Source organism: Streptomyces sp. NPDC037126 (assembly GCF_055605965.1).
In genome coordinates, this window is record NZ_JBVJTD010000006.1 from 142531 (window position 1) to 161545 (window position 19015).

The 19015-nt window shown below is 72.6% G+C and carries 19 protein-coding genes, 1 pseudogene and 1 riboswitch; of the genes and pseudogenes, 5 read left to right on the forward strand and 15 right to left on the reverse strand.

The features are described 5' to 3' along the window. Positions 1 to 168: 168 nt before the first annotated feature. From ACZ7FF_RS16525 to ACZ7FF_RS16550, 6 genes and pseudogenes are all read right to left on the reverse strand, one after another. Positions 169 to 960, reverse strand: coding sequence for an SGNH/GDSL hydrolase family protein (locus ACZ7FF_RS16525; RefSeq protein ID WP_470812894.1), 792 nt, complete (start codon positions 958 to 960; stop codon positions 169 to 171). A 70-nt stretch (positions 961 to 1030) separates the two neighbouring features. Then, the gene (locus ACZ7FF_RS16530; protein ID WP_470812895.1) at positions 1031 to 2044 is read right to left on the reverse strand and encodes a hemolysin family protein; all 1014 of its coding nucleotides are present in this window, start codon (positions 2042 to 2044) and stop codon (positions 1031 to 1033) included. After that, positions 2041 to 3384, reverse strand: coding sequence for a hemolysin family protein (locus tag ACZ7FF_RS16535; protein ID WP_470812896.1), 1344 nt, complete (start codon positions 3382 to 3384; stop codon positions 2041 to 2043). The genes ACZ7FF_RS16530 and ACZ7FF_RS16535 overlap by 4 nt, the downstream gene beginning before the upstream one ends. 156 nt (positions 3385 to 3540) lie before the next feature. Further along, a pseudogene (locus ACZ7FF_RS16540) lies at positions 3541 to 3975 on the reverse strand (GNAT family N-acetyltransferase); the annotation flags it as partial. Between the two features lie 85 nt (positions 3976 to 4060). Continuing rightward, positions 4061 to 6628, reverse strand: coding sequence for an ABC transporter permease (locus tag ACZ7FF_RS16545; protein WP_470812897.1), 2568 nt, complete (start codon positions 6626 to 6628; stop codon positions 4061 to 4063). A gap of 4 nt (positions 6629 to 6632) precedes the next feature. After that, the gene (locus ACZ7FF_RS16550) at positions 6633 to 7448 is read right to left on the reverse strand and encodes an ABC transporter ATP-binding protein (protein WP_470812898.1); all 816 of its coding nucleotides are present in this window, start codon (positions 7446 to 7448) and stop codon (positions 6633 to 6635) included. A 635-nt stretch (positions 7449 to 8083) separates the two neighbouring features. On the opposite strand from ACZ7FF_RS16550, the gene ACZ7FF_RS16555 reads away from it, so the two are divergent. Both ACZ7FF_RS16555 and ACZ7FF_RS16560 read left to right on the forward strand, forming a co-directional pair. Beyond that, a complete protein-coding gene (locus ACZ7FF_RS16555; RefSeq protein WP_470812899.1) occupies positions 8084 to 8326 on the forward strand; it encodes a toxin-antitoxin system HicB family antitoxin in 243 nt (80 codons plus the stop codon). A gap of 53 nt (positions 8327 to 8379) precedes the next feature. Then, positions 8380 to 8718, forward strand: coding sequence for a fic family toxin-antitoxin system, toxin component (locus tag ACZ7FF_RS16560; RefSeq protein WP_470813091.1), 339 nt, complete (start codon positions 8380 to 8382; stop codon positions 8716 to 8718). Here ACZ7FF_RS16560 and ACZ7FF_RS16565 read toward each other — a convergent pair whose 3' ends face one another. The 4 genes from ACZ7FF_RS16565 to bioB form a co-directional block, all read right to left on the reverse strand. Continuing rightward, positions 8719 to 9408, reverse strand: coding sequence for a class I SAM-dependent methyltransferase (locus ACZ7FF_RS16565; RefSeq protein ID WP_470812900.1), 690 nt, complete (start codon positions 9406 to 9408; stop codon positions 8719 to 8721). A gap of 431 nt (positions 9409 to 9839) precedes the next feature. Beyond that, complete coding sequence (gene bioD, locus ACZ7FF_RS16570) at positions 9840 to 10556, reverse strand: dethiobiotin synthase (RefSeq protein ID WP_470812901.1); 717 nt, start codon at positions 10554 to 10556, stop codon at positions 9840 to 9842. Position 10557: 1 nt separating this feature from the next. Beyond that, positions 10558 to 11847 (reverse strand): adenosylmethionine--8-amino-7-oxononanoate transaminase, encoded by a 1290-nt coding sequence (locus ACZ7FF_RS16575; RefSeq protein ID WP_470812902.1) that lies wholly within the window; start codon positions 11845 to 11847, stop codon positions 10558 to 10560. Then, positions 11840 to 12997, reverse strand: a complete 1158-nt coding sequence (bioB, locus tag ACZ7FF_RS16580; protein WP_470812903.1) for a biotin synthase BioB — start codon at positions 12995 to 12997, stop codon at positions 11840 to 11842. The genes ACZ7FF_RS16575 and bioB overlap by 8 nt, the downstream gene beginning before the upstream one ends. 147 nt (positions 12998 to 13144) lie before the next feature. Here bioB and ACZ7FF_RS16585 point away from each other — a divergent pair, with 147 nt between their 5' ends. Continuing rightward, positions 13145 to 14272, forward strand: a complete 1128-nt coding sequence (locus ACZ7FF_RS16585) for an 8-amino-7-oxononanoate synthase (RefSeq protein ID WP_470812904.1) — start codon at positions 13145 to 13147, stop codon at positions 14270 to 14272. 56 nt (positions 14273 to 14328) lie between these two features. On the opposite strand, the gene ACZ7FF_RS16590 is transcribed toward ACZ7FF_RS16585, so the two are convergent. Together ACZ7FF_RS16590 and ACZ7FF_RS16595 are read right to left on the reverse strand one after the other, a co-directional pair. Next, positions 14329 to 14538 (reverse strand): DUF397 domain-containing protein, encoded by a 210-nt coding sequence (locus ACZ7FF_RS16590; RefSeq protein WP_470812905.1) that lies wholly within the window; start codon positions 14536 to 14538, stop codon positions 14329 to 14331. 9 nt (positions 14539 to 14547) lie between these two features. Then, positions 14548 to 15408: a helix-turn-helix domain-containing protein gene (locus tag ACZ7FF_RS16595; protein WP_470812906.1), complete on the reverse strand. Its 861-nt coding sequence runs from the start codon at positions 15406 to 15408 to the stop codon at positions 14548 to 14550. Positions 15409 to 15621: 213 nt separating this feature from the next. Here ACZ7FF_RS16595 and ACZ7FF_RS16600 point away from each other — a divergent pair, with 213 nt between their 5' ends. After that, positions 15622 to 16077 (forward strand): ATP-binding protein, encoded by a 456-nt coding sequence (locus ACZ7FF_RS16600; protein ID WP_470812907.1) that lies wholly within the window; start codon positions 15622 to 15624, stop codon positions 16075 to 16077. 555 nt (positions 16078 to 16632) lie between these two features. Here the strand turns inward: ACZ7FF_RS16600 and ACZ7FF_RS16605 are convergent. The 3 genes from ACZ7FF_RS16605 to ACZ7FF_RS16615 all read right to left on the reverse strand — a co-directional run bounded on the left by ACZ7FF_RS16605 (position 16633) and on the right by ACZ7FF_RS16615 (position 18632). Further along, positions 16633 to 17106 carry a C40 family peptidase gene (locus ACZ7FF_RS16605; protein ID WP_470812908.1) on the reverse strand — a complete coding sequence of 158 codons (474 nt, stop codon included), beginning with the start codon at positions 17104 to 17106 and terminating at the stop codon, positions 16633 to 16635. Positions 17107 to 17109: 3 nt separating this feature from the next. Continuing rightward, positions 17110 to 17263, reverse strand: a riboswitch (cyclic di-AMP (ydaO/yuaA leader). Positions 17264 to 17680: 417 nt separating this feature from the next. Further along, positions 17681 to 17989: a hypothetical protein gene (locus ACZ7FF_RS16610; protein ID WP_470812909.1), complete on the reverse strand. Its 309-nt coding sequence runs from the start codon at positions 17987 to 17989 to the stop codon at positions 17681 to 17683. A gap of 7 nt (positions 17990 to 17996) precedes the next feature. Beyond that, the gene (locus tag ACZ7FF_RS16615; RefSeq protein WP_470812910.1) at positions 17997 to 18632 is read right to left on the reverse strand and encodes an ATP-dependent Clp protease proteolytic subunit; all 636 of its coding nucleotides are present in this window, start codon (positions 18630 to 18632) and stop codon (positions 17997 to 17999) included. Positions 18633 to 18717: 85 nt separating this feature from the next. Between ACZ7FF_RS16615 and ACZ7FF_RS16620 the strand changes: the two genes are divergently transcribed. Beyond that, a complete protein-coding gene (locus tag ACZ7FF_RS16620; protein ID WP_470812911.1) occupies positions 18718 to 18996 on the forward strand; it encodes a type II toxin-antitoxin system Phd/YefM family antitoxin in 279 nt (92 codons plus the stop codon). Positions 18997 to 19015: the final 19 nt, after the last annotated feature.

Here is a 19015-nt window from a genome sequence, read left to right on the forward strand (position 1 = left end):
GCCACCGGGGTCTTCGTGGGAACCTACGAGGGCGTCTCGGCGGGCTCGGCCGGCCCGTCGGCATGCCACGGCTCGGGCGCGCACCGGCAGGCCGGCGTCCCGCCGTGCGGCTCCGGGACCGGGTCCAGCGGTCCCGGCCGTTCCAGCAGGTGGGCGCGGTCGCGGCGCTTACTGCGCCGGCCCCTCGTACGGCAGCAGTTCCGGCCGCTTCGGCGCGCGGCCGTCGCCGGAGGAGCGGCCGGTCAGCCGGCGCCCTATCCACGGCAGCAGGTGCCTGCGCGCGAACCGCACGTCAGCCGTCCGCCGGGTCACCCAGCCGGGCGGCGCGGTGGCCGCCATCGGCACGTGCCACTCGGCGTCCTCCGGCTCGTGACCGAGCTGTTGCCACACCGCCTCGGCGACCCGGCGGTGCCCCTCGGCCGTCAGATGCAGCCGGTCCACGTCCCACAGCCGCGGGTCGCCCAGCGAGGGGGCGCCGTACAGGTCGACCACCAGCGCGCCGTGCCTCGCGGCCAGCTCGTCGACGCAGACGAACAGCTCCTCCATGCGCGGGCGGAAGCGCTCCAGCACGGGGCCCTGCCGGCCGGGGCTGCGCATCAGCACCAGCTGCCGGCACGAAGGGGCGAGCCGCTCCACCGCCTCCGTCAGCAGACCGCGCACCCGGCCCATGTCGCACTTGGGCCGCAGGGTGTCGTTGAGCCCGCCGACGAGGGTGATGACGTCGGCGTCCATCGCCGCCGCCACGTCCACCTGCTCGTCGACGATCTGCCCGATCAGCTTCCCGCGCACCGCGAGGTTGGCGTACCGGAAGCCGGGCGTGCGGGCCGCCATCCGGGCGGCGAGCAGGTCGGCCCAGCCCCGGTAGGAGCCGTCGGACTGCAGGTCCGACATGCCTTCGGTGAAGGAGTCGCCTATCGCGACCAGGCTGCGGTACGGCAAAGGAGTGGAATTCGTCTGCATGGCGTCAGCGATGGTATCCCGGCTCCATACCTGCCGGTCGGTCGGCCCGGGGCGTGCGGGGGAACACGGGTCAGGCCGGCTGGCCGAACAGCTCCCGCAGCACGTCCTCCATGGTCACCAGGCCGGCCAGGCGCCCGTCGTCGCCCAGCACGGCGGCGAGGTGGGTCCGGCTGCCCCGCATCGCGGTGAGCACGTCGTCCAGCGGGGTGCTCGCCCGTACGCGCGCGATGGACCGCATGTCCCTGAGCCGGAACGGCACATCGGGTGGCGAGGCGTCCAGCGCGTCCTTGACGTGCAGATAGCCCACGATCCGGCGGCCCACGTCGACCACCGGGAACCGGGAGAAGCCCGACTCGGCCGACAGCCGCTCCACCTCCTCCGGGGTGACGCCCACGCGCGCGTACACGACCCGCTCCAGGGGCACCACGACGTCCCGCACCGGCCGGCTGCCCAGCTCCAGGGCGTCGTGCAGCCGCTCCTGCGCCCGGTCGTCGATCAGGCCCGCCGCGCTGGCGTCCTTGACGATCTCGGCGAGCTGGGTGTCCGTGAACGTCGCCGCGACCTCGTTCTTGGCCTCGACCCTGAGCAGTTTCAGCAGTCCGTTGGCGAAGGCGTTGACCGTGAAGATCACCGGGCGCAGCGCCCGGGACAGCGCGACCAGGGGCGGGCCGAGCAGCAGCGCGCTGCGCACCGGCTCCGCGAGCGAGATGTTCTTCGGGACCATCTCGCCCATCAGCATGTGCAGGTACGTCGCCAGGGTCAGCGCGATCACGAAGGAGACGACGTGGCCCGCGCTCGGGGGCACGCCCAGCGCGTGGAACGCCGGCTCCAGCAGGTGCGCGATGGCGGGCTCGGCGACCACACCCAGGACCAGCGTGCACAGCGTGATGCCGAGCTGGGCGGCGGCCAGCAGCGCGGACACGTGCTCCAGCCCCCACAGCACGCTCTTCGCGCGCCGGTCGCCCTCCTGGGCGAGGGGTTCGATCTGCGAGCGGCGCACAGAGATCAGCGCGAACTCGCCGGCGACGAAGAAGGCGTTCACGACGAGCGTGGCCAGACCGATCAGCAGCTGTACGGCGGTCATCGCGCCCCCTCCGTGGTCTCGTCGGTCCGGTCGTCGTCGAGCGGAGCGTGCAGCAGCACCCGGGCCGCCCGGCGGCCGGAGGCGTCGACCACGTCCAGCCGCCAGCCGGCGATCTCGACGCTGTCGCCGATCTCGGGTATCCGGCCCAGCTCGGTGGCGACCAGGCCGGCCAGCGTCTCGTACGGGCCCTCGGGCGCGCGCAGGCCCACGCGCGCCAGCTGGTCGGTGCGGGCGGCGCCGTCCGCCGAGTACAGGGCCCGGCCCGCGGCGTCGGCGCCCGCGGGGGCGAGGTCGGGCGTCTCGTGCGGGTCGTGTTCGTCCCGCACCTCGCCCACGACCTCCTCAACGATGTCCTCCAGGGTCGCCACGCCCGCCGTGCCGCCGTACTCGTCTATGACGACGGCCATGGTCCGCTTGCCGGAGAGCCGGTCCAGCAGCCGGTCGACGGTGAGGGACTCGGGCACCAGCAGCGGCTCGCGCATCGCGTGGGAGACCAGGCGGTGGCGCCGCTGCTCCGCGGGCACGGTCAGGACGTCCTTGATGTGGGCGATGCCGACGACGGCGTCCAGGGTGCCCTGGTAGACCGGGAACCGGGACAGTCCGGTCGCCCGGGTCGCGTTCGCCACGTCCTCGCAGGTCGCCTGCGCCTCCAGGGCGACGACCTGGACGCGCGGGGTCATCACGTTCTCCGCCGTCAGGTCGGCGAGGTTCAGCGTCCGCACGAACAGTTCGGCGGTGTCCGCCTCCAGCGCGCCCTGCTTCGCGGAGTGCCGGGCGAGGGCGGCCAGCTCCTGCGGTCCGCGCGCGGAGGCCAGTTCCTCGGCGGGCTCGACGCCCAGCCGGCGCACGACGCGGTTGGCCGTGTTGTTCAGATGCGTGATGAAGGGCCGGAAGGCCGCGCTGAACAGGCGCTGGGGATTGCCCACCCGCTTGGCCACGGCCAGCGGCGAGGAGATCGCCCAGTTCTTCGGCACCAGTTCGCCGACGACCATCAGGAACACCGTGGACAGGGCCGTGCCCAGGATGAGCGCCACCGAACTCGCCGCGCCGGCGGACAGCCCGAGCGCCCGGAACGGCCCGGCGAGCAGCTTGGCGATCGAGGGTTCGGCGAGCATGCCGACGACCAGGTTGGTGACGGTGATGCCGAGCTGGGCGCCGGAGAGCTGGAAGGTCAGGTTCCGTACGGCCTTCAGGGCGCCCGGGGCGCCGCGCTCGCCGCGCCGGGCCGCCCGCTCCAGCTCACCGCGTTCGACCGTGGTCAGCGAGAACTCCGCCGCCACGAACGCGCCGCAGGCGAGCGACAGCAGGATCGCCACCAGAAGGAGCAGCACTTCCGTCATCGGGTCACCCCCGTCCCATGATCGGGCAGGGCGGGGCGGAATGCGCGGTGTCGCGGGCGCGTACTGGGAGGCTCGCCCATGGGCGGACGCTCACAACCTTTCATGGAGGAACGAGTGCTCCCCCAATGGTAAAGGATGGGCAAAGTAATTCCGGGGTCAGTCGGCGAGCGGCTTCACCCACCGCCGCCACTGCTCCTCGGGCCCGTATCCGGCCGCACGCCACGCATGGTGCGCGAGCTCGTTGCGGACCAGCACCATCGCGTCCGCGCGCCGCCCGCCGAGCCGTGCGAACCGCTCCTCGGCCGCCGCCAGCAGGGCCGAAGCGATGCCCTGGCGCCGCCGCTCCGGATGCACCGCGAGCCGGTACAGATGGCACCGCCAGCCGTCGAAGCCCGCGATCACCGTGCCCACCAGCTCGCCGTCGCGCTCGGCCAGGACCAACGCCCCGGGGTCGCGCTCGACCAGCCGCTCCACCCCGGCACGGTCGTCACTGATGCTCGTGCCCTCGGCGGCCGTCCTCCAGAAGGCCAGTACGCCGTCGAGGTCTTCGGGTGCCGCGGGACGTGTGCGCAAGTCGGTCATGGGGTCAGCGTGCCGCGAACGGGCGTCGGCGCTCCGGGAATTCCGTCATGCGGACCTCGTACCCCCTGACGCCGCGACACCACGTCCCGCGTCGTCACTCGTGCGCGATCGCCGCCAGCACGTTCATCCTCGACGCGCGCAGCGCCGGCAGCAGGGCCGCCACGACACCCACCACAGCCGAGCCGAGCACGACGGCGACGATCGTGGTCCAGGGAATCGCGAACGCCGTCAGACCTCGCAGGGCCAGCACCTGCTGCATGGACACGCCCCACACCAGGCCCAGCGCCAGCCCGAGGACCGCCCCGAACACCGCGATCACCACCGACTCCAGCCGGATCATGCGACGCAACTGGCGCCGCCCCAGGCCGATCGCCCGCAGCAGCCCGATCTCGCGCGTGCGCTCCACCACCGACAGGGCGAGCGTGTTGACCACACCGAGCACTGCGATGACGATCGCCAGGCCCAGCAGCGCGTACACGAGAGAGAGCAGCACGGAGATCTGGTCGTGGACCGCCTTCTTGTAGTCGGTCTGGTTGCGCACCTGGACCTGCGGGAACGCCGCGAGCGACCGCTCCAGACCGGAGCGCAGGTCCTGCGCCTTCGTGCCGGGGGCCGCGTTGACGTAGAGCGCCGAGTCCTGCCCGCCGGGCGCGTACCTCTCGAGGGTCCCGAGCCCGAAGAACAGGCCGCCCTGGTTGCCGAAGCTCTCGGTAGAGGCCTGGTCGGTGAGCGCGCCGACCGTCATCTGCGCCCGCCGACCGCCCGGGAACTGAACCGGCAGCACGCTGCCCACCCGCACGTCGTGGTCCTCGGCGAAGGTCACGTCCATGGCGAGGTGCCCGTCGGCCAGGGCGGCGGCCGCGCCACCCCGCCTGTAGGTCATGTGCACGACGTCGTCGAGCCGCGGGCCGTAGCCGGCGGCGCCCGTCTCCACCCGTTGGCCGTCCGGCAGCCGTACGGCGACCCGGGTGAGCCGCTGCGGTACGACGAGCCCGGCACCGGGTGTGGCGGCCACGCGGTCGGCGACCTCCCTGGTGAACGGGATGAAGTCGGCGCCCTGGACGATGAAGTCGGCGCCGAGCGTCTTGTCGATCTGCCGGTCGAACGACGCCGACAGGGAGGCGCTCGCCACCGACATCCCGCCCACCAGGGCGAGCCCCACCATCAGCGCGGCGGCCGTGGCGCCGGTGCGGCGCGGATTGCGCAGGGCGTTGCGCTGGCTCATCCGGCCGACCGGGCCGAACAGCGCGGGGAAGGCCGCGCCCAGCACCCGGATCACCGGCCGGACCAGCAGCGGCCCGGCGACGACGGCCGCGACCAGGGTCAGCGCCACGCCGAGACCCAGCAGCGCGGCGGCCGGCGCCGTCTTCGTGGCCGCGGCACACCCCGCCAGCGCGGCCACGCCGACCGCCCCGACCACCGATCCGACGATCGCGCGGACCTTCAACGGCTTGCCCACACCGGCGACTTCCGCGTCGGCCAGCGCCGCCATGGGGGACACCGCCGCCGCCCGCCGGGCCGGCAGATAGGCCGCCACGAAGGTGACGCCGAGACCGACGACGTACGCGGCGACGGGCGTGCTCCAGCCGATCACCATCTCCGCGGCCTTCAGGTTCATCCCGAACGCGCTGATCAGCCGGATCAGGCCGAACGCCAGCCCGATCCCGGCCACGAGACCGAGCGTCGAACCGACCAGCCCGAGCAGCACCGCCTCCGTCAGCACCGACCGCCGCACCTGCCGCCGGTCGGCGCCGAGCGCCCGCAGCAGTCCCAGCTCCCGGGTGCGCTGGGCGACCAGCATGGAGAAGGTGTTGACGATCAGGAACACGCCCACGAGCAGCGCGACACCGGCGAATCCCAGCATCACGTACTTGATCACGCCCAGGAAGCCGCCGAGGTTGGCCGCCGCCGACTTGGCGTGTTCCTTCGCGGTCTTCAGGTCGTAGGTCCCGGTGCCGATCGCCGCGCCGATCCGGTGCTTGAGCACCGTGTCGGACACCCCCTTGGCCGCGTCCGCCGAGATGCCGGTCGCCCGCGCGGACGAGCCGAGCAGTTCACGGCCGGCGACCGCGGGGTCCAGGAAGATCTGGGCCGCGCCCGGGCTGGTCGTGGTGAACGTCGCGATCCCGACGACCCGGACCCGGAAGGAGCCGGGCTGGGCCTGCACGGTCAGCGCGTCACCGATCCGTACGTTCTTCTTGGCGGCGGTGTCGGCGTCGAGCAGCGCCTCGCCCGCGCCGCGCGGAGCGTGCCCCGAGGTCAGGGTCACCGGGTTGTGCGGGGTGACGTACCAGGCGTTGGCGAGAGTGGGGGCGCCGGTGGTCGGGCCGACGGACTTGTTGCGGCCGTCGACCACCACGATGTTCTGCACCTGCACGTCGGCGCGCGCCGCCGCGACCCCGTCGACCTTCGCCACCCGGTCCCGCAGCGACGCGGGCAGGGTCTGCACCGCGCCGCTCGTCCGCGCCGACACCAGGTCCTGCTTCGGCTCGACCGTCACATCGGCGGCGGTGGAGGCGAACAGCCGGTCGAAGGTGCGGGCGACGGTGTCGGAGAAGATCAGGCTGCCCGCGACGAAGGCCACGGACAGCACGACGGCCAGGGCGGACAGGGCGAGCCGCCCCTTGTGCGCGAGGAAGCTCCTCAGGGTCGCCTTCAGCACCGGGTCAGTCCTCCTGCGGGGTGCCGGGTTCGCCGATCCGGCCACGGACCACGTCGAAACGTTTCATCCGTTCCAGGACCGCGTCCGCCGTCGGCCGTTCCATCTCGTCCACGATCCGCCCGTCGCCCAGGAAGAGCACAAGGTCGGCGTGGGCGGCCGCGCCCGGGTCGTGGGTGACCATGACCACGGTCTGCCCGAGGTCGTCCACCGCGTCCCGCAGGAAGCCGAGCACCTCCAGGCCGGCCCGCGAGTCGAGGTTGCCGGTCGGCTCGTCGGCGAAGATCAGCTCCGGTCGTGACGCCAGGGCCCGCGCGCACGCGACCCGCTGCTGCTGGCCGCCGGAGAGCTGCGCCGGCCGGTGCTTCAGCCGGTCCCGCAGGCCGAGCCGGTCGATGACCTGTTCCAGCCACTGCTCGTCGGGCCTGCGGCCCGCGATGTCCATCGGCAGGGTGATGTTCTCGGCCGCGGTGAGGGTCGGGATGAGGTTGAACGACTGGAACATGAAGCCGATTCGGTCGCGCCGGAGCCGGGTCAGTTCCCGTTCCCTCAGCCCCGTGATCTCGGTGTCGCCCAGCCAGACCTGGCCCGCCGACACGGTGTCGAGCCCCGCCAGGCAGTGCATGAGCGTGGACTTGCCGGACCCCGAGGGGCCCATCACGGCGGTGAAACGGCCCCGCGTGATGTCGACGTCCACCGAGTCGAGCGCCAGTACGGCCGTCTCGCCCGAGCCGTAGGCCTTCGTCAGCCCGCGGGCGCCGGCCGCGATCCCCTCGCCCGGCGCGCGGCCCGGGGCGTGCTGTTCTGCAGCGGATGTGGACAAGACCGCCTCCCGGTCGCCGGTTCTTCCCGTACCCGGCGAGCCTAATGTGATCGGGCCCACACCGGGAATCCACCGCGGGTCCGACGAAGCAGACGGGTGTAAGGGCCACCCTCCACCCGGTCGCCTCCACCCCCAGAAGCGTCTGCCTCCACCGGCACGGTGCGCTCTCGCAGCAACCAAGGACGCCGCCCTGGGGCAGAGCGCCCGTGCGCGGCAGCCGGGTGGTGGCGTGGGTCCCTGCCCACAACGGACTCGACGCGTTTCGGGCCGGAGCGTGTGCGCGGGCAGCCCGGTGGTGGCGGGCGCTCTCACTCGCGGTGAACTCGGGCGCCTCCTGGGCCGGAGCGTCCGTGCGCGGCAGCTGGGCAGTTGCGTGCGTCCTCGCCTGCGGCGGCTCGGCGTTTCCTGGTCGGAGGGTCTGCGCGCGGGCGGCCTTGCGCAGTCCTCCCGGTCCACAGCGCCCGCGTGCGGGCAGTCTTGTGCGGCCCTCCCCGTCCGAGCCCGTGCGCCCTCATCCGCTCTACCGCACCCCGTCTCGCCGCAGCGCGCCCCCGTCCCGCCGTATGCGCCCCCGCGCCACCTCGCCGACCCCGGCCGCGCTTGTTCTGCTAGTGGTTCGGCGCTAGCGTCGGGGTATGGCCAAGACACAGTTGAACGTGCGCGTGGACGAGGGCACCGCGCGTGCGGCGCGTGAACGTGCTCTGGCGCGCGGGATGAGCGTCAACCGCTACATCGAGGAACTGGTCAGACAGGACACCGGCGAGGTGGGCCGTACGTTCGTCGAGGCCGCCGCCGACTTCATGAAGCAGTACGAGTCCGTGTTCGCCGAGGAGTTCACCGAGGCGCGCGGCACCGAACCGGCCGAAGGCCGTAGCTGATCCCGTTGAGTGATCACTCGAACGAGCTCAGCATCGACCTCGCCTGGCTGCTCATGCTCGCCGAACAGAAGACCCCCGGGGACCCGCAGGTCACCGACTGGGGCGCGCTCATCGCCGCCGTCGCCCGGCACAGGGCCGAGATATTCGGCGTCCCCGTCTACGACAGCCCGCACGCCCGCGCCGCGTCCCTGCTCCAGCTGCTCATCCATGTGCCGGCCCTGGAGCGTTCCAACGCGCTGTTCGCCTCGGCGGTCGCCTACGCCTACCTGGTCGCCGGCGGAGCGAAGGTCGTCACCTCGCCCGAACAGGTCCGCGACCTCGCCCGGCTGGTGAAGGACGGCGCGGCGAGCGTCGACGACATCGCACGGGAGCTGCGCCGCTGGAGCCTGTGATCAGCGCGCGACCGGCTCCTCCGGCCGCCAGGCGGTGCCCAGCGAACAGAACGAGGTCGGCAGCGTCGGTCGCTCCGGCAGCAGCACCTGCCGGTGCGGACCGAGCTCGAACCCGGCCGAACGCAGCTCGGCCACCGGGTCCCGGGCCAGGTGGCAGCCGCCGAACAGCACGGGCCACAGCGTCAGGTCCAGGGCGCGCTGAGTCAGCGTCATCGCCCGCCCGCCACCCCGCCCGTGCTCGAAGAACCGCACCTGTGCCCCGGGCTTCAGCACCCGCCGCACCTCACCCAGCGCCCGCGCCACGTCCCGCACGCTGCACAGCACCAGCGACAGCACGGCCGCGTCGAACGCCTCGCTCTTGACGGGCAGCGCCTCCGCCGCGCCGGGCACCACGTCGACCGGAACCTGGGCGCGCAGCGCCGACTCCAGCGCCAACTGCCGCAGCAACGGCTCGGGTTCGATGGCGACGACCTCCGCGACCGTGCCCGGGTAGTGCGCGAAGTTCAGCCCGTTGCCCGCCCCGATCTCGATCACCCGCCCGGACAACCCGGCGAGCAGCCGGTCACGGACCTCGGCCATGCCGAGCCGTTTCTCGGCGCCCACGCTGATCCGGGCGTAACAACGGGCGAAGAGCGGGTGGTGGTCGGGACTTCGCGACACCGGGCCGGAGCTGGTGGACAGCAGCCGCATGGCAACCTCCCGGACAGGACGGGCCTAGGGACAGTGTCCCCCGGGAAGCGGCGCCGCACCCCCCGCCGGACGGCCCACCGTGGAATGGGCACACCTGTGCGGCGGTGGAGAGGGGCCCCAGGCTCTCGTGCGGTGGGGTCGCGCGGCCGGCCGGTCGGCACGTCCGTCCGCCACCGATTCCCCCAGGGCTTCCGCCGCGCCCCGGGGAGAGACCGTCATCCGCGCTCACCCGCTCGTGGGAGGCGCCGTCGGCCGAACGGCCCCTAAGGCCCTGTCTGACCATTCCCGTCTGCCGCGCGACGCCATGCACGCACGCTCGCCGTGCCGGCCCCAGACGTCCGGTACGAGGGCCTGGGGCCGGCACGCCGAGAGCACGCACCTGACCCCGCGCGGCCGCCCTTCGGGCGACGACGCGCATGGTCAGACAGGCCCTAGCTCGCCTCCCGGTCCCGGAACGCCTCCGCGTCCCAGGTGCCGTCCAGCCGTGGCGCGAGCCAACCCGGTGCCGCCGCCCGGAACTCGTCGGGCGGGAGCGCCCCGGCCCCGGTGGGCAGCGCGCCGAGCAGTGGGGCGTCCGCGACCTCCGGCAGGTCCGCCACGTTGCAGCGGGCGGCCAGGTCGGGGGAGTCCGGCCAGCTGCCGATGACCACACCCGCCAACTCGACACCGCGCCGCCGCAGTTCGCGCGCCGTCAGCTCCGTCGAGTTCAGCGTCCCGAGGCCGGCCGGGGTGACCACCACCATCGGCGCGCCCAGCAGCCCCGCCGCGTCGGCCAGCGTCCCGCCCGCCGCGTCGAAGCGGACGAGCAGCCCGCCCGCCCCCTCGACCAGAACCAGATCGTGCTCGGTGGCCAGCTTGGCGGCCCGCTCGGCCACCTCCTGGGGGAGCACCGGCGCCATCCCGGCCCGCCGGGCGGCGGTGCCCGGGGCCAGCGGCTCGGGATAGCGGGCCAGCTCGGTGGCCGTGACCGGGCCCGCGAGCCGTGCCACCTCGTCGGCGTCGCCGCGCTCGTCCGGCCCCACACCCGTCTGCGCGGCCTTCAGCACGGCCACGGAGCGCCCCGCCGCGAGCGCCGCGGCGGCGACGGCGGCCGTGGTGATCGTCTTGCCGATCTCCGTGCCCGTGCCCGTGATCATCAGTACCGGCATGTCATCCCTCCCGTGCCGCGGCGCACACCGCGCGCGCGATCCGCGCCACGTCCTCCTCGGCCGTGACGTACGGCGGCATCGTGTAGATCAGGTCGCGGAACGGGCGCAGCCACACGCCCTCCCGCACGGCGGCCCGGGTCGCGGCGGCCATGTCGACCTCGTGGTCGAGCTGGACGACGCCGATGGCGCCCAGCACACGGACGTCCCGCACGCCGGGCTCCTCCAGGGTCGGCGCCAGCCCCTCCCGCAGACCCGTCTCGATCCGCTTGACCTCCGCGAGCCAGTCCTGCCCGAGCAGCAGCCCGAGCGAGGCGCAGGCCACGGCCGCCGCCAGCGGGTTGCCCATGAACGTGGGGCCGTGCGCCAGCACCGGCACCTCGCCGCGCGAGATGCCGTCGGCCACCCGCGCGGTGCACAGCGTGGCCGCCAGCGTCAGATAGCCGCCGGTCAGCGCCTTGCCCACGCACATCACATCCGGGGTGACGGCCGCGTGGTCCGCCGCGAACAGCGCACCCGTACGGCCGAAGCCGGTGGCGATCTCGTCGAACACCAGCAGCACGTCGTGTTCGTCGCACGCCTCGCGCAGCACCCGCAGATAGGCGGGGGAGTGGAAGCGCATACCGCCCGCGCCCTGCACCACCGGCTCCACGATCACCGCGGCCAGCTCGTCCGCGTGCCGGGCGACCAGCTCGCGCAGCTGCTCCGCGTACGACTCGTCGTACTCGGCCGGGGGCGCATCCGCGAACACCTGACGCGGCAGCACACCGGACCACAGCTGGTGCATCCCGCCCTCGGGGTCGCACACCGACATCGGGGTCCAGGTGTCGCCGTGGTAGCCGCCCCGCCAGGTCAGCAGCCGGTGCTTGCCGCCGCGGCCGAGTGAACGCCAGTACTGCAGGCACATCTTCACCGCGACCTCGACCGACACCGAACCGGAGTCGGCCAGGAACACATGCTCCAGGCCGTCAGGCGACATGTCGACAAGTAGCTTCGCGAGCCGGACGGCGGGCTCGTGGGTGAGCCCGCCGAACATCACATGGCTCATCCGCCCCAGCTGCTCGCGCACGGCCTCGTCGAGCACCGGATGGCGGTAGCCGTGGATGGCGGACCACCACGACGACATCCCGTCGACCAGTTCGCCCGAGCCGTCCGCGAGCCGCAGCCGGACCCCGCTCGCCGACTCCACGACGAGCGGTTCGGCACGACCGGGCATGGGGCCATACGGGTGCCACACATGCCGCCGGTCCAGCTCCAGCAGCTCGGGAACGCTCAGGCCGGGCAGGTCAGGCATTGGGCGCGAGGTCCGTTCCGGCGCCCCGGCGGCGGACGGCGACGAGGTCGGTACGGGGCTCGGCCGCCGGCTCGGCGGGCGCCGATCCGCACACCCCGCCACCGTCGTGGCAGCCACCGGGGGCGTCGTCGTGGCAGCCGCCGCCGACCCGGTGCTCGGGCAGGGTCACCTGGTCGGTGCCCTCCACCTCGAAGCCGGCGTCCGCGATCATCTCCAGGTCGGCCTTGCCCGCCTGGCCCTCGCTGGTCAGGTAGTCGCCGAGGAAGATCGAGTTGGCCAGGTTCAGCGCGAGGGGCTGCATCGTGCGCAGATGGACCTCGCGGCCGCCCGCGATGCGCACCTCCACGTCGGGGCAGACGAACCGGACCATCGCGAGGATCCGCAGGCAGCGCTGCGGGGTGAGGTTCCACTCCTTGGCCAGCGGAGTGCCCTCGAAGGGGATCAGGAAGTTCACCGGAACGGAGTCCGGGTCCAGCTCGCGCAGCGAGTAGACCACGTCGACCAGGTCCTCGTCCGACTCGCCCATGCCCGCGATGAGACCGGAGCAGGCGGACAGGCCGGCGGAATGCGCCTTCTGCACCGTGTCCACCCGATCGGCGTACGTATGGGTGGTGGTGATGTCGCCGTAGGTGGACTCGGAGGTGTTCAGGTTGTGGTTGTAGGCGTCCGCGCCGGCCTCGCGCAGCCGTTCGGCCTGGCCGTCGGAGAGCAGGCCGAGGCAGGCGCACACCTCGACGCCCTCGTTCTGGTCCTTGATGGCCTTGATGGTCTCCGAGACCCGGTCCACGTCCCGGTCGGTCGGGCCGCGGCCGCTGGCCACCAGGCAGACGCGCTTGGCGCCGCCCGCCAGGCCGGCGGCGGCCGCGTCGGAGGCCTCGCCGGGCTTGAGCCAGGTGTACTTCAGGATGCCGGCCTCGGAGCCGAGCCGCTGGGAGCAGTAGGAGCAGTCCTCCGGGCACAGGCCGGACTTGAGGTTGACGAGGTAGTTCAGTTTCACGCGCCGGCCGAACCAGTGCCGGCGCACCTTGCCGGCCGCGGCCACCACATCGAGCAGGTCGTCGTCGGAGGTGGCCAGTACGGCGAGCGCTTCCTCGCGGGTCGGCAGCTCGCGCCGAAGCCCCTTGTCCACCAGCGTGTTCAGCAGGTCCATGAGGTCCGATCCTGTCTTACCGAGCCGCTTCCGGCCAAGGAGAGTTTGCACAACGGAGACGGTTCACCGTGTGGGTATTGCCACACCCTGGGCGCCCGGCCGTGCCGTTAGGGTCTGTCCGCTACCTACAAAATCACCGGAGGGGTCATGGCGTTCGGCTGGATCGAGGACCAGGCGCGGGCGCGTCGCAGCGCCGGACTCGTACGGACCCTGCGCCCGCGTCCCGCCGCCTCGCCGCTGCTGGACCTCGCGAGCAACGACTACCTGGGACTCGCCCACCACCCCGAGGTGACCGAGGGTGCGGCCCGTGCGGCCCGGACCTGGGGCGGCGGCTCCACCGGCTCCCGGTTGGTCACCGGCACCACCGAACTGCACACCGAGCTGGAGCGCGAGCTGGCCGCCTTCTGCGGCTTCGAGGCGGCCCTGGTCTTCTCCTCCGGCTACGCCGCCAACCTGGCCGCCGTCACCGCGCTCGGCCCGCACGGCTCGCTGATCGTCTCCGACGCGGGCAACCACGCCTCGCTCATCGACGGGTGCCGGCTCGCCCGGGGCGGCACCCAGGTCGTCGGGCACGCCGACCCGGAGGCCGTGCGCAAGGCGCTCGCCACGCACGAGGGAACGGCGATCGTCGTCTCCGACACGGTGTTCTCCGTCGACGGGGACCGGGCGCCGCTGGCCGAACTGGCCGGGGCGTGCCGTGAGCACGGCGCCGGACTGGTCGTGGACGATGCCCACGGTCTCGGCGTGCTCGGCGACGGCGGGCGCGGCGCGCCGTTCGCGGCCGGGCTCGCGGGCGCGGCGGACGTGGTGGTCACGGCCACGCTGTCCAAGTCGCTGGGCAGCCAGGGCGGAGTGGTGCTCGGCCCCGCCCGGGTCATCGACCATATGGTGAACGCGGCCCGGACGTTCATCTTCGACACGGGCCTGGCCCCGGCGGCGGTGGGCGCGGCCCTCGCGGCGCTGCGGTTGCTGCGCCGCGAGCCGGAGCGGGCGGCCCGGGCCCGGGAGGTGGCCGCGGAGCTGCACGCACGGCTGACCGCCGCGGGTCTGGAGGCGGTACGACCGGACGCCGCGGTGGTCTCCGTGCGGGCTCCGTCCCCGGAGCAGGCGGTGCGCTGGGCGGCCGACTGCCGTACGGCGGGGCTGGCCGTGGGCTGCTTCCGTCCTCCCTCCGTGCCCGACGGCGTCTCACGCCTGCGGCTGACGGCCCGTGCGGACCTCTCCGGGACCGAGATCGAACGCGCTGTACGGGTGATCGGCGAAACGCGACCATGAGTCGGCGTGACACGGCCGTGTCTCGCGCAGAACTGACAAGAGTTGATCGGGTCTGATCAGAGGGCGGTCAGGAAGTCGGTCCAGCTGTCGGTGGAGAAGAGGAGTGCGGGTCCGGCCGGCCTCTTCGAGTCGCGCACGGCGAGCAGTCCGGAGCGCGGCCGGGCCGTCTCCACGCAGTTGTTGGCTCCCGTGCTGTAGCTGCTGCGCAGCCAGCGCACGTCGTGCAGGTCGGTACTGGCAGGGACGTTCCGAGGCAGAGCAGACATGGTGCCTCCTTACGCGCCGTCACCTATCCCGGCGATGTAGTCCAACGAGTCCTCGGGGGAAAGGGCGTGATTCTGAAGGGTGTTGAAGGCCTCGGAGTAGGCCATGAGGTCTTCTTTCCGTTCGAGGTAGAGGCTACTCGTCAACTGGTCGAGAACAACCACATCCAGATCAGAAGTGCTCGGAAATGAGAAGATAACGAAAGGGCCAGTGAGGCCGACATGTGCTCCCGCCCCGAACGGCAGTACCTGCAACCGCACTTGGGGCAGACGCGCGGCATCCGTCAGCCGCTCCAGCTGCCGGGCCATCACCTCGGGGCCGCCGACCTCGCGCCGTAGCACCGCCTCGTCCAGGACCGCGCTCAGCTCCAGCGGCGGGTTCGAACGCAGCACGTCCTGCCTGGCCAGGCGCACCTCGACCAGCGTGTCCAGACGTTCCTCGTCCAGGTCGTTGACGGCCGCCCGGGTCACCGCACGGGCGTACTCGGCCGTCTGCAGCAGGCCGGGCACCACGGTGGTCTCCAGGGTGCGCATCGCGCCCGCCTGGGACTCCAGACTGATGAAGTCCCGGTAGGTGGGGGGCAGCACCCCGCGGTAGGCGTGCCACCAGCGGTTGCGGTCACCGGTGTCGTCGGACCCCGCCAACATCAGCAGCAGCTCGCGCAGTTGGCTGTCCCGTACCTCGTAGGCGTCCAGAAGCAGCCGTACGTCCGTCGGTTTCACGCCACTGGCGCCCGTCTCGATGCGGCTGACCTTCGACTGGTGCCAGCCGACCAGACGGGCCGCGTCCCCACTCGTGAGCCCCGCGTCGGTACGCAGCGTGCGCAGTTCGGCGCCCAGTTTGCGGCGGCGCACGGCCGGCCCGTTCTGCATGGGCTCCTCCTTACTCCCTACGTGCCGCCCAAATACGGTCTCGCGTCGCAGAGTTCACCGCTTTGAGCGACAGATATATGCACATCTTGGTGGATCGCTCCCCGTGACCGGCCCGGTGATGGCAATCTGGCGAGCAAGCACCAGTCCGGGACCGTACTCGAACCATCCGCTGCTTGTCGGACTGCGGTCCCGTGGGAAAGGGACGACCTCGCCATGGCAGACCATCTGGAAGCATCCGTCACTCTGCCGAGCGATCCCGCCTCGGTCTCCGCCGCCCGCTCGTACGTCGTGGGCACGTTGGCGGAGTGGGGCCTGCCGTCCGACACCGACGTGGCCGACACCGTGCGGCTCATCGTCTCCGAACTCGCGACCAACGCCGTACAGCACACCTTCGGTCAGTCACCCACCTTCACGGTGGACATCGCGCTGGACCGCGACGAACACCTCCGCATCGGGGTCACGGACAGTCATCCGCGCTTTCCGAAGAGACTGCCCGCCGCCGTGCAGCAGGACAACGGCCGCGGCATGGTCATCATCCGCTGGCTCACCGCCGAGTGCGGCGGCAAACTCCGCGTCCGCCCCACCCGGGAGGGCGGCAAGACGGTCTCCATCGAACTCCCCTGGGCGATCCCGGCCGAACCGGTCACGGCGGCGGGCCAGCAGCCCTGACCCGACGGCCCGGCTGCCGCCGGCTCCGCGCAGCGGGGGTCCCGGAAGGCGTCCCGGCCGGGACCGGGCGGCGCGGACGCCCCGCCTCCAGCGGCCGTACGCCGACCACCGTGGCCACCCTGAGCCCCACCGGCTCCGCTACGCCCGCCACACCCGGCTCCACGCCCACGAGCGCGCACAGCGTGCACCGACAGCACCGGTACGGGCCCCGCCCCGGCCGCCAGGGCCTCGATCTCCCGCCGCGCGGGACGGCGCGATGCCGTGCCGATGAGTAGCGGCCGCACGGGAGCGGTGTCGCCAGGTACGCGCGTCGGTCCCTCCCGCCGAGCGCTGGGCGCGCACGGACGGGGCTCGTGTCCTGTGGCCGCTGTGACGGCCCGCCAGGACGTCCGAGGGGGCCGTGCGCCCGCTCGGCAGGGTCTCGTCGCCGGGAGGTGCTGCCGGTGGCCGTGGGGGCCCCGGGGCGCCCGTGGGCTTCAGGCGGGCACCGGGGGTGACGACGGCGGTGCCGGGAGCGGCCCTGTTGCTGGAGCCGCTCCCGGCCCTGAGGCCCGGTCAGCTGACGCGGCCGTACCAGACGCTCCTTGTCCAGATCTTCTCGAGCCTCACCACTGCGCCGGTCTTCGGGGCGTGCCAGATCTTGTTGTGGCCGGCGTAGATGCCGACGTGGTAGACGCTGGAGCCGTAGTGGAAGAACACCAGGTCACCGGCCTTGCGGCTGCCGGCGGAGATGTGGTGCGTCTTGTTGTACTGGGCGGCGGCGGTGCGCGGCAGGGACTTGCCCGCCTTCTTGAACGAGTAGAGCGTCAGCCCCGAGCAGTCGAACCGGTACGGTCCGGTGGCGCCCCACTGGTACGGGGAGCCCTTCTTGGACGCCGCGACCTGGAGAGCCTTCGCGCCCATGGTCGCGGCGGAGGCGTCGGTGGCGAGGCCCGGGACCGCGATCGAGCCACCCACGGCGGCGAGGGTGAGAGCCGAGGCCGTACCGGCTCGGGCCATGAGCGACGGGACACGATTGAGCGCAGTCATGCGCAACCCTTCGTCAGCCGCCTGTGAAGGATGACCTGTCGGATTCGGGCTGGCGAAGTAGCCCGGCCGCGTTGCCGCGGCTTCACCCCAAGGGTCGCCCTGAGCATCGGCCCGCCCGCTCCACGCGGACGAACATCCGTTCTGGCGACCCGCCTTGCCTGGGTCCTCCACTCCTGCCGATCCACTCCTGTCGACCGGTCATCCGGGCGGCGGCAGGACTCGGCGTCCGCCCGGATCGCCCCGCCGCGGTGGCGGGGTCTTGTCGTCAGACAGGGATCTTCACTCACAGCTGTCCGAAAATCCCAACGGAACCGGGGATTTGTGGCGTTACTCACCACTCACCCGTTCGGGTGGACACTGCTCTGTTCGAGACACCGTCAGAATCCGGACGTAGCCCCGGACCTGGGACGAAGTGTCTTCTCATGCCCCTCGGACCGGCCCGGTGCGCAACTCGGGAAGCCCGGAAACCGATCCGGATATACACCGGTCGGCCGTACGTCGTTCGGACCGTTTCAACTCCGGCCCGGACGGTGCGTCTACTCGGCGCTCCCGTCGGGCCGGAGGGGCGTCCCGCTCAGCCGACGCCGTCCGGCGGGAGCGCGACGCGCGCGGCACGGCGCTCGCCGTCCAGGACCCGCAGGGCGCGTGCCAGCGTGTCGCCGTGCAGCTCCGTCTCGCCCCGCTGGTGCATCAGGGCGAGCGCGTCACGCAGTTCGGCCGCCTTGCGCACCAGCGCCTGCGCCGCGCGCAGCCCCTGGTAGGTGTTCCCGTGGCGCGCGGGGTTGATCCGGCCCAGCAGGTCGACGGCCTCCAGGTAACGGTCGATCAGCTCGCCCTCGGCGCGGGTCAGCGCGGGCAGCGGAGGGGGCTCCGGCGGCAGCACGGCCCGCTCACCTCGCGCCGGAAGCGCCGGGAGCGGTCCGGCGGCTTGGCACGACGGCGTCCACCAGGCCGTAGGCCACCGCTTCCGCGGCGTCCAGGACCAGGTCCCGCTCCAGGTCCCGGTGGACCTGCCCGGCCGTGCGTCCGGTGTGCCGGACGAGCATCTCCTCCATCAGCGCGCGGGTCCGTTCCAGCTCCGCCGCCTGGATCGCCAGGTCGCTGGGCGTGCCCTGCGCGGGTTCGGACAGCCGGGGCTGTTCGAGCACCATGCGCGCGCCCGGCAGGGTGAACCGCTTGCCCGGGGTCCCCGCCGTGAGCAGCAGCGCGGCCGACGCGGCGGCCTGGCCCAGGCAGTAGGTCGCCACGTCGCAACCGATGTACCGCAGTGTGTCGTAGACCGCCGTCAGCGCCGCGAAGGAGCCGCCGGGGGAGTTGACGTAGAGCGTGATGTCCCGGTCGGGGGCCGTGTGTTCGAGGTACATGAGCTGCGCCGTCACGTCGTTCGCCGCGGCCTCGTCGAGCGGTGTCCCGACGAACACGATTCGCTCCTCGAACAGCTTTCCGTACGGATCGAGCGTGCGCACCCCGCTGGTCGTGCGCTCGGTGAACTCGGGCAGGACATAACGGGCGGACGGTCGGGACATGGGCACACCCCTCCTCACGGCGGAGCCGGCGCTCTCCGGCTTCTGTACAGAATGTACAGGACGTACCTGACGTTATGATGGGGGCATGGCCTACGAGATTCCGGTGACGCAAGCCAGGGCTGAGCTCGCCGACCTGATCAACCGGGTGGTCTACGGCGGCGAGCGTGTCGTCGTGACGCGGCACGGCAAGCCGCTCGTCGCGCTGGTCTCGGCCGCCGACCTGGAACGCCTCGACGCGCTCGACGAGCCGGCCGAGGAGCCCGTGGTCCGCTCGGTGTCCACCGTGCGCGACACCGCGTCCGCCCCGCGGGAACGGCAGCGGTTCGGCATCGCGGCCGAGCACCGGAGGCCGGGCGTGTCCTGATCGCCCGGTTGCGGGTGGG

Excerpts from the sequence above, each read along its gene's own strand:
- bioB (WP_470812903.1), bottom strand. The coding sequence starts at position 12,997 with ATGGACCTGCTGAACACGCTGGTGGACAAGGGGCTTCGGCGCGAGCTG.
- ACZ7FF_RS16590 (WP_470812905.1), bottom strand. The coding sequence starts at position 14,538 with ATGTCTGCTCTGCCTCGGAACGTCCCTGCCAGTACCGACCTGCACGAC.
- ACZ7FF_RS16555 (WP_470812899.1), top strand. The coding sequence starts at position 8,084 with ATGGCCAAGACACAGTTGAACGTGCGCGTGGACGAGGGCACCGCGCGT.
- ACZ7FF_RS16600 (WP_470812907.1), top strand. The coding sequence starts at position 15,622 with ATGGCAGACCATCTGGAAGCATCCGTCACTCTGCCGAGCGATCCCGCC.
- ACZ7FF_RS16605 (WP_470812908.1), bottom strand. The coding sequence starts at position 17,106 with ATGACTGCGCTCAATCGTGTCCCGTCGCTCATGGCCCGAGCCGGTACG.
- ACZ7FF_RS16620 (WP_470812911.1), top strand. The coding sequence starts at position 18,718 with ATGGCCTACGAGATTCCGGTGACGCAAGCCAGGGCTGAGCTCGCCGAC.
- ACZ7FF_RS16615 (WP_470812910.1), bottom strand. The coding sequence starts at position 18,632 with ATGTCCCGACCGTCCGCCCGTTATGTCCTGCCCGAGTTCACCGAGCGC.
- ACZ7FF_RS16575 (WP_470812902.1), bottom strand. The coding sequence starts at position 11,847 with ATGCCTGACCTGCCCGGCCTGAGCGTTCCCGAGCTGCTGGAGCTGGAC.
- ACZ7FF_RS16560 (WP_470813091.1), top strand. The coding sequence starts at position 8,380 with ATGCTCGCCGAACAGAAGACCCCCGGGGACCCGCAGGTCACCGACTGG.
- bioD (WP_470812901.1), bottom strand. The coding sequence starts at position 10,556 with ATGCCGGTACTGATGATCACGGGCACGGGCACGGAGATCGGCAAGACG.
- ACZ7FF_RS16595 (WP_470812906.1), bottom strand. The coding sequence starts at position 15,408 with ATGCAGAACGGGCCGGCCGTGCGCCGCCGCAAACTGGGCGCCGAACTG.
- ACZ7FF_RS16530 (WP_470812895.1), bottom strand. The coding sequence starts at position 2,044 with ATGACCGCCGTACAGCTGCTGATCGGTCTGGCCACGCTCGTCGTGAAC.
- ACZ7FF_RS16535 (WP_470812896.1), bottom strand. The coding sequence starts at position 3,384 with ATGACGGAAGTGCTGCTCCTTCTGGTGGCGATCCTGCTGTCGCTCGCC.
- ACZ7FF_RS16585 (WP_470812904.1), top strand. The coding sequence starts at position 13,145 with ATGGCGTTCGGCTGGATCGAGGACCAGGCGCGGGCGCGTCGCAGCGCC.
- ACZ7FF_RS16525 (WP_470812894.1), bottom strand. The coding sequence starts at position 960 with ATGCAGACGAATTCCACTCCTTTGCCGTACCGCAGCCTGGTCGCGATA.
- ACZ7FF_RS16565 (WP_470812900.1), bottom strand. The coding sequence starts at position 9,408 with ATGCGGCTGCTGTCCACCAGCTCCGGCCCGGTGTCGCGAAGTCCCGAC.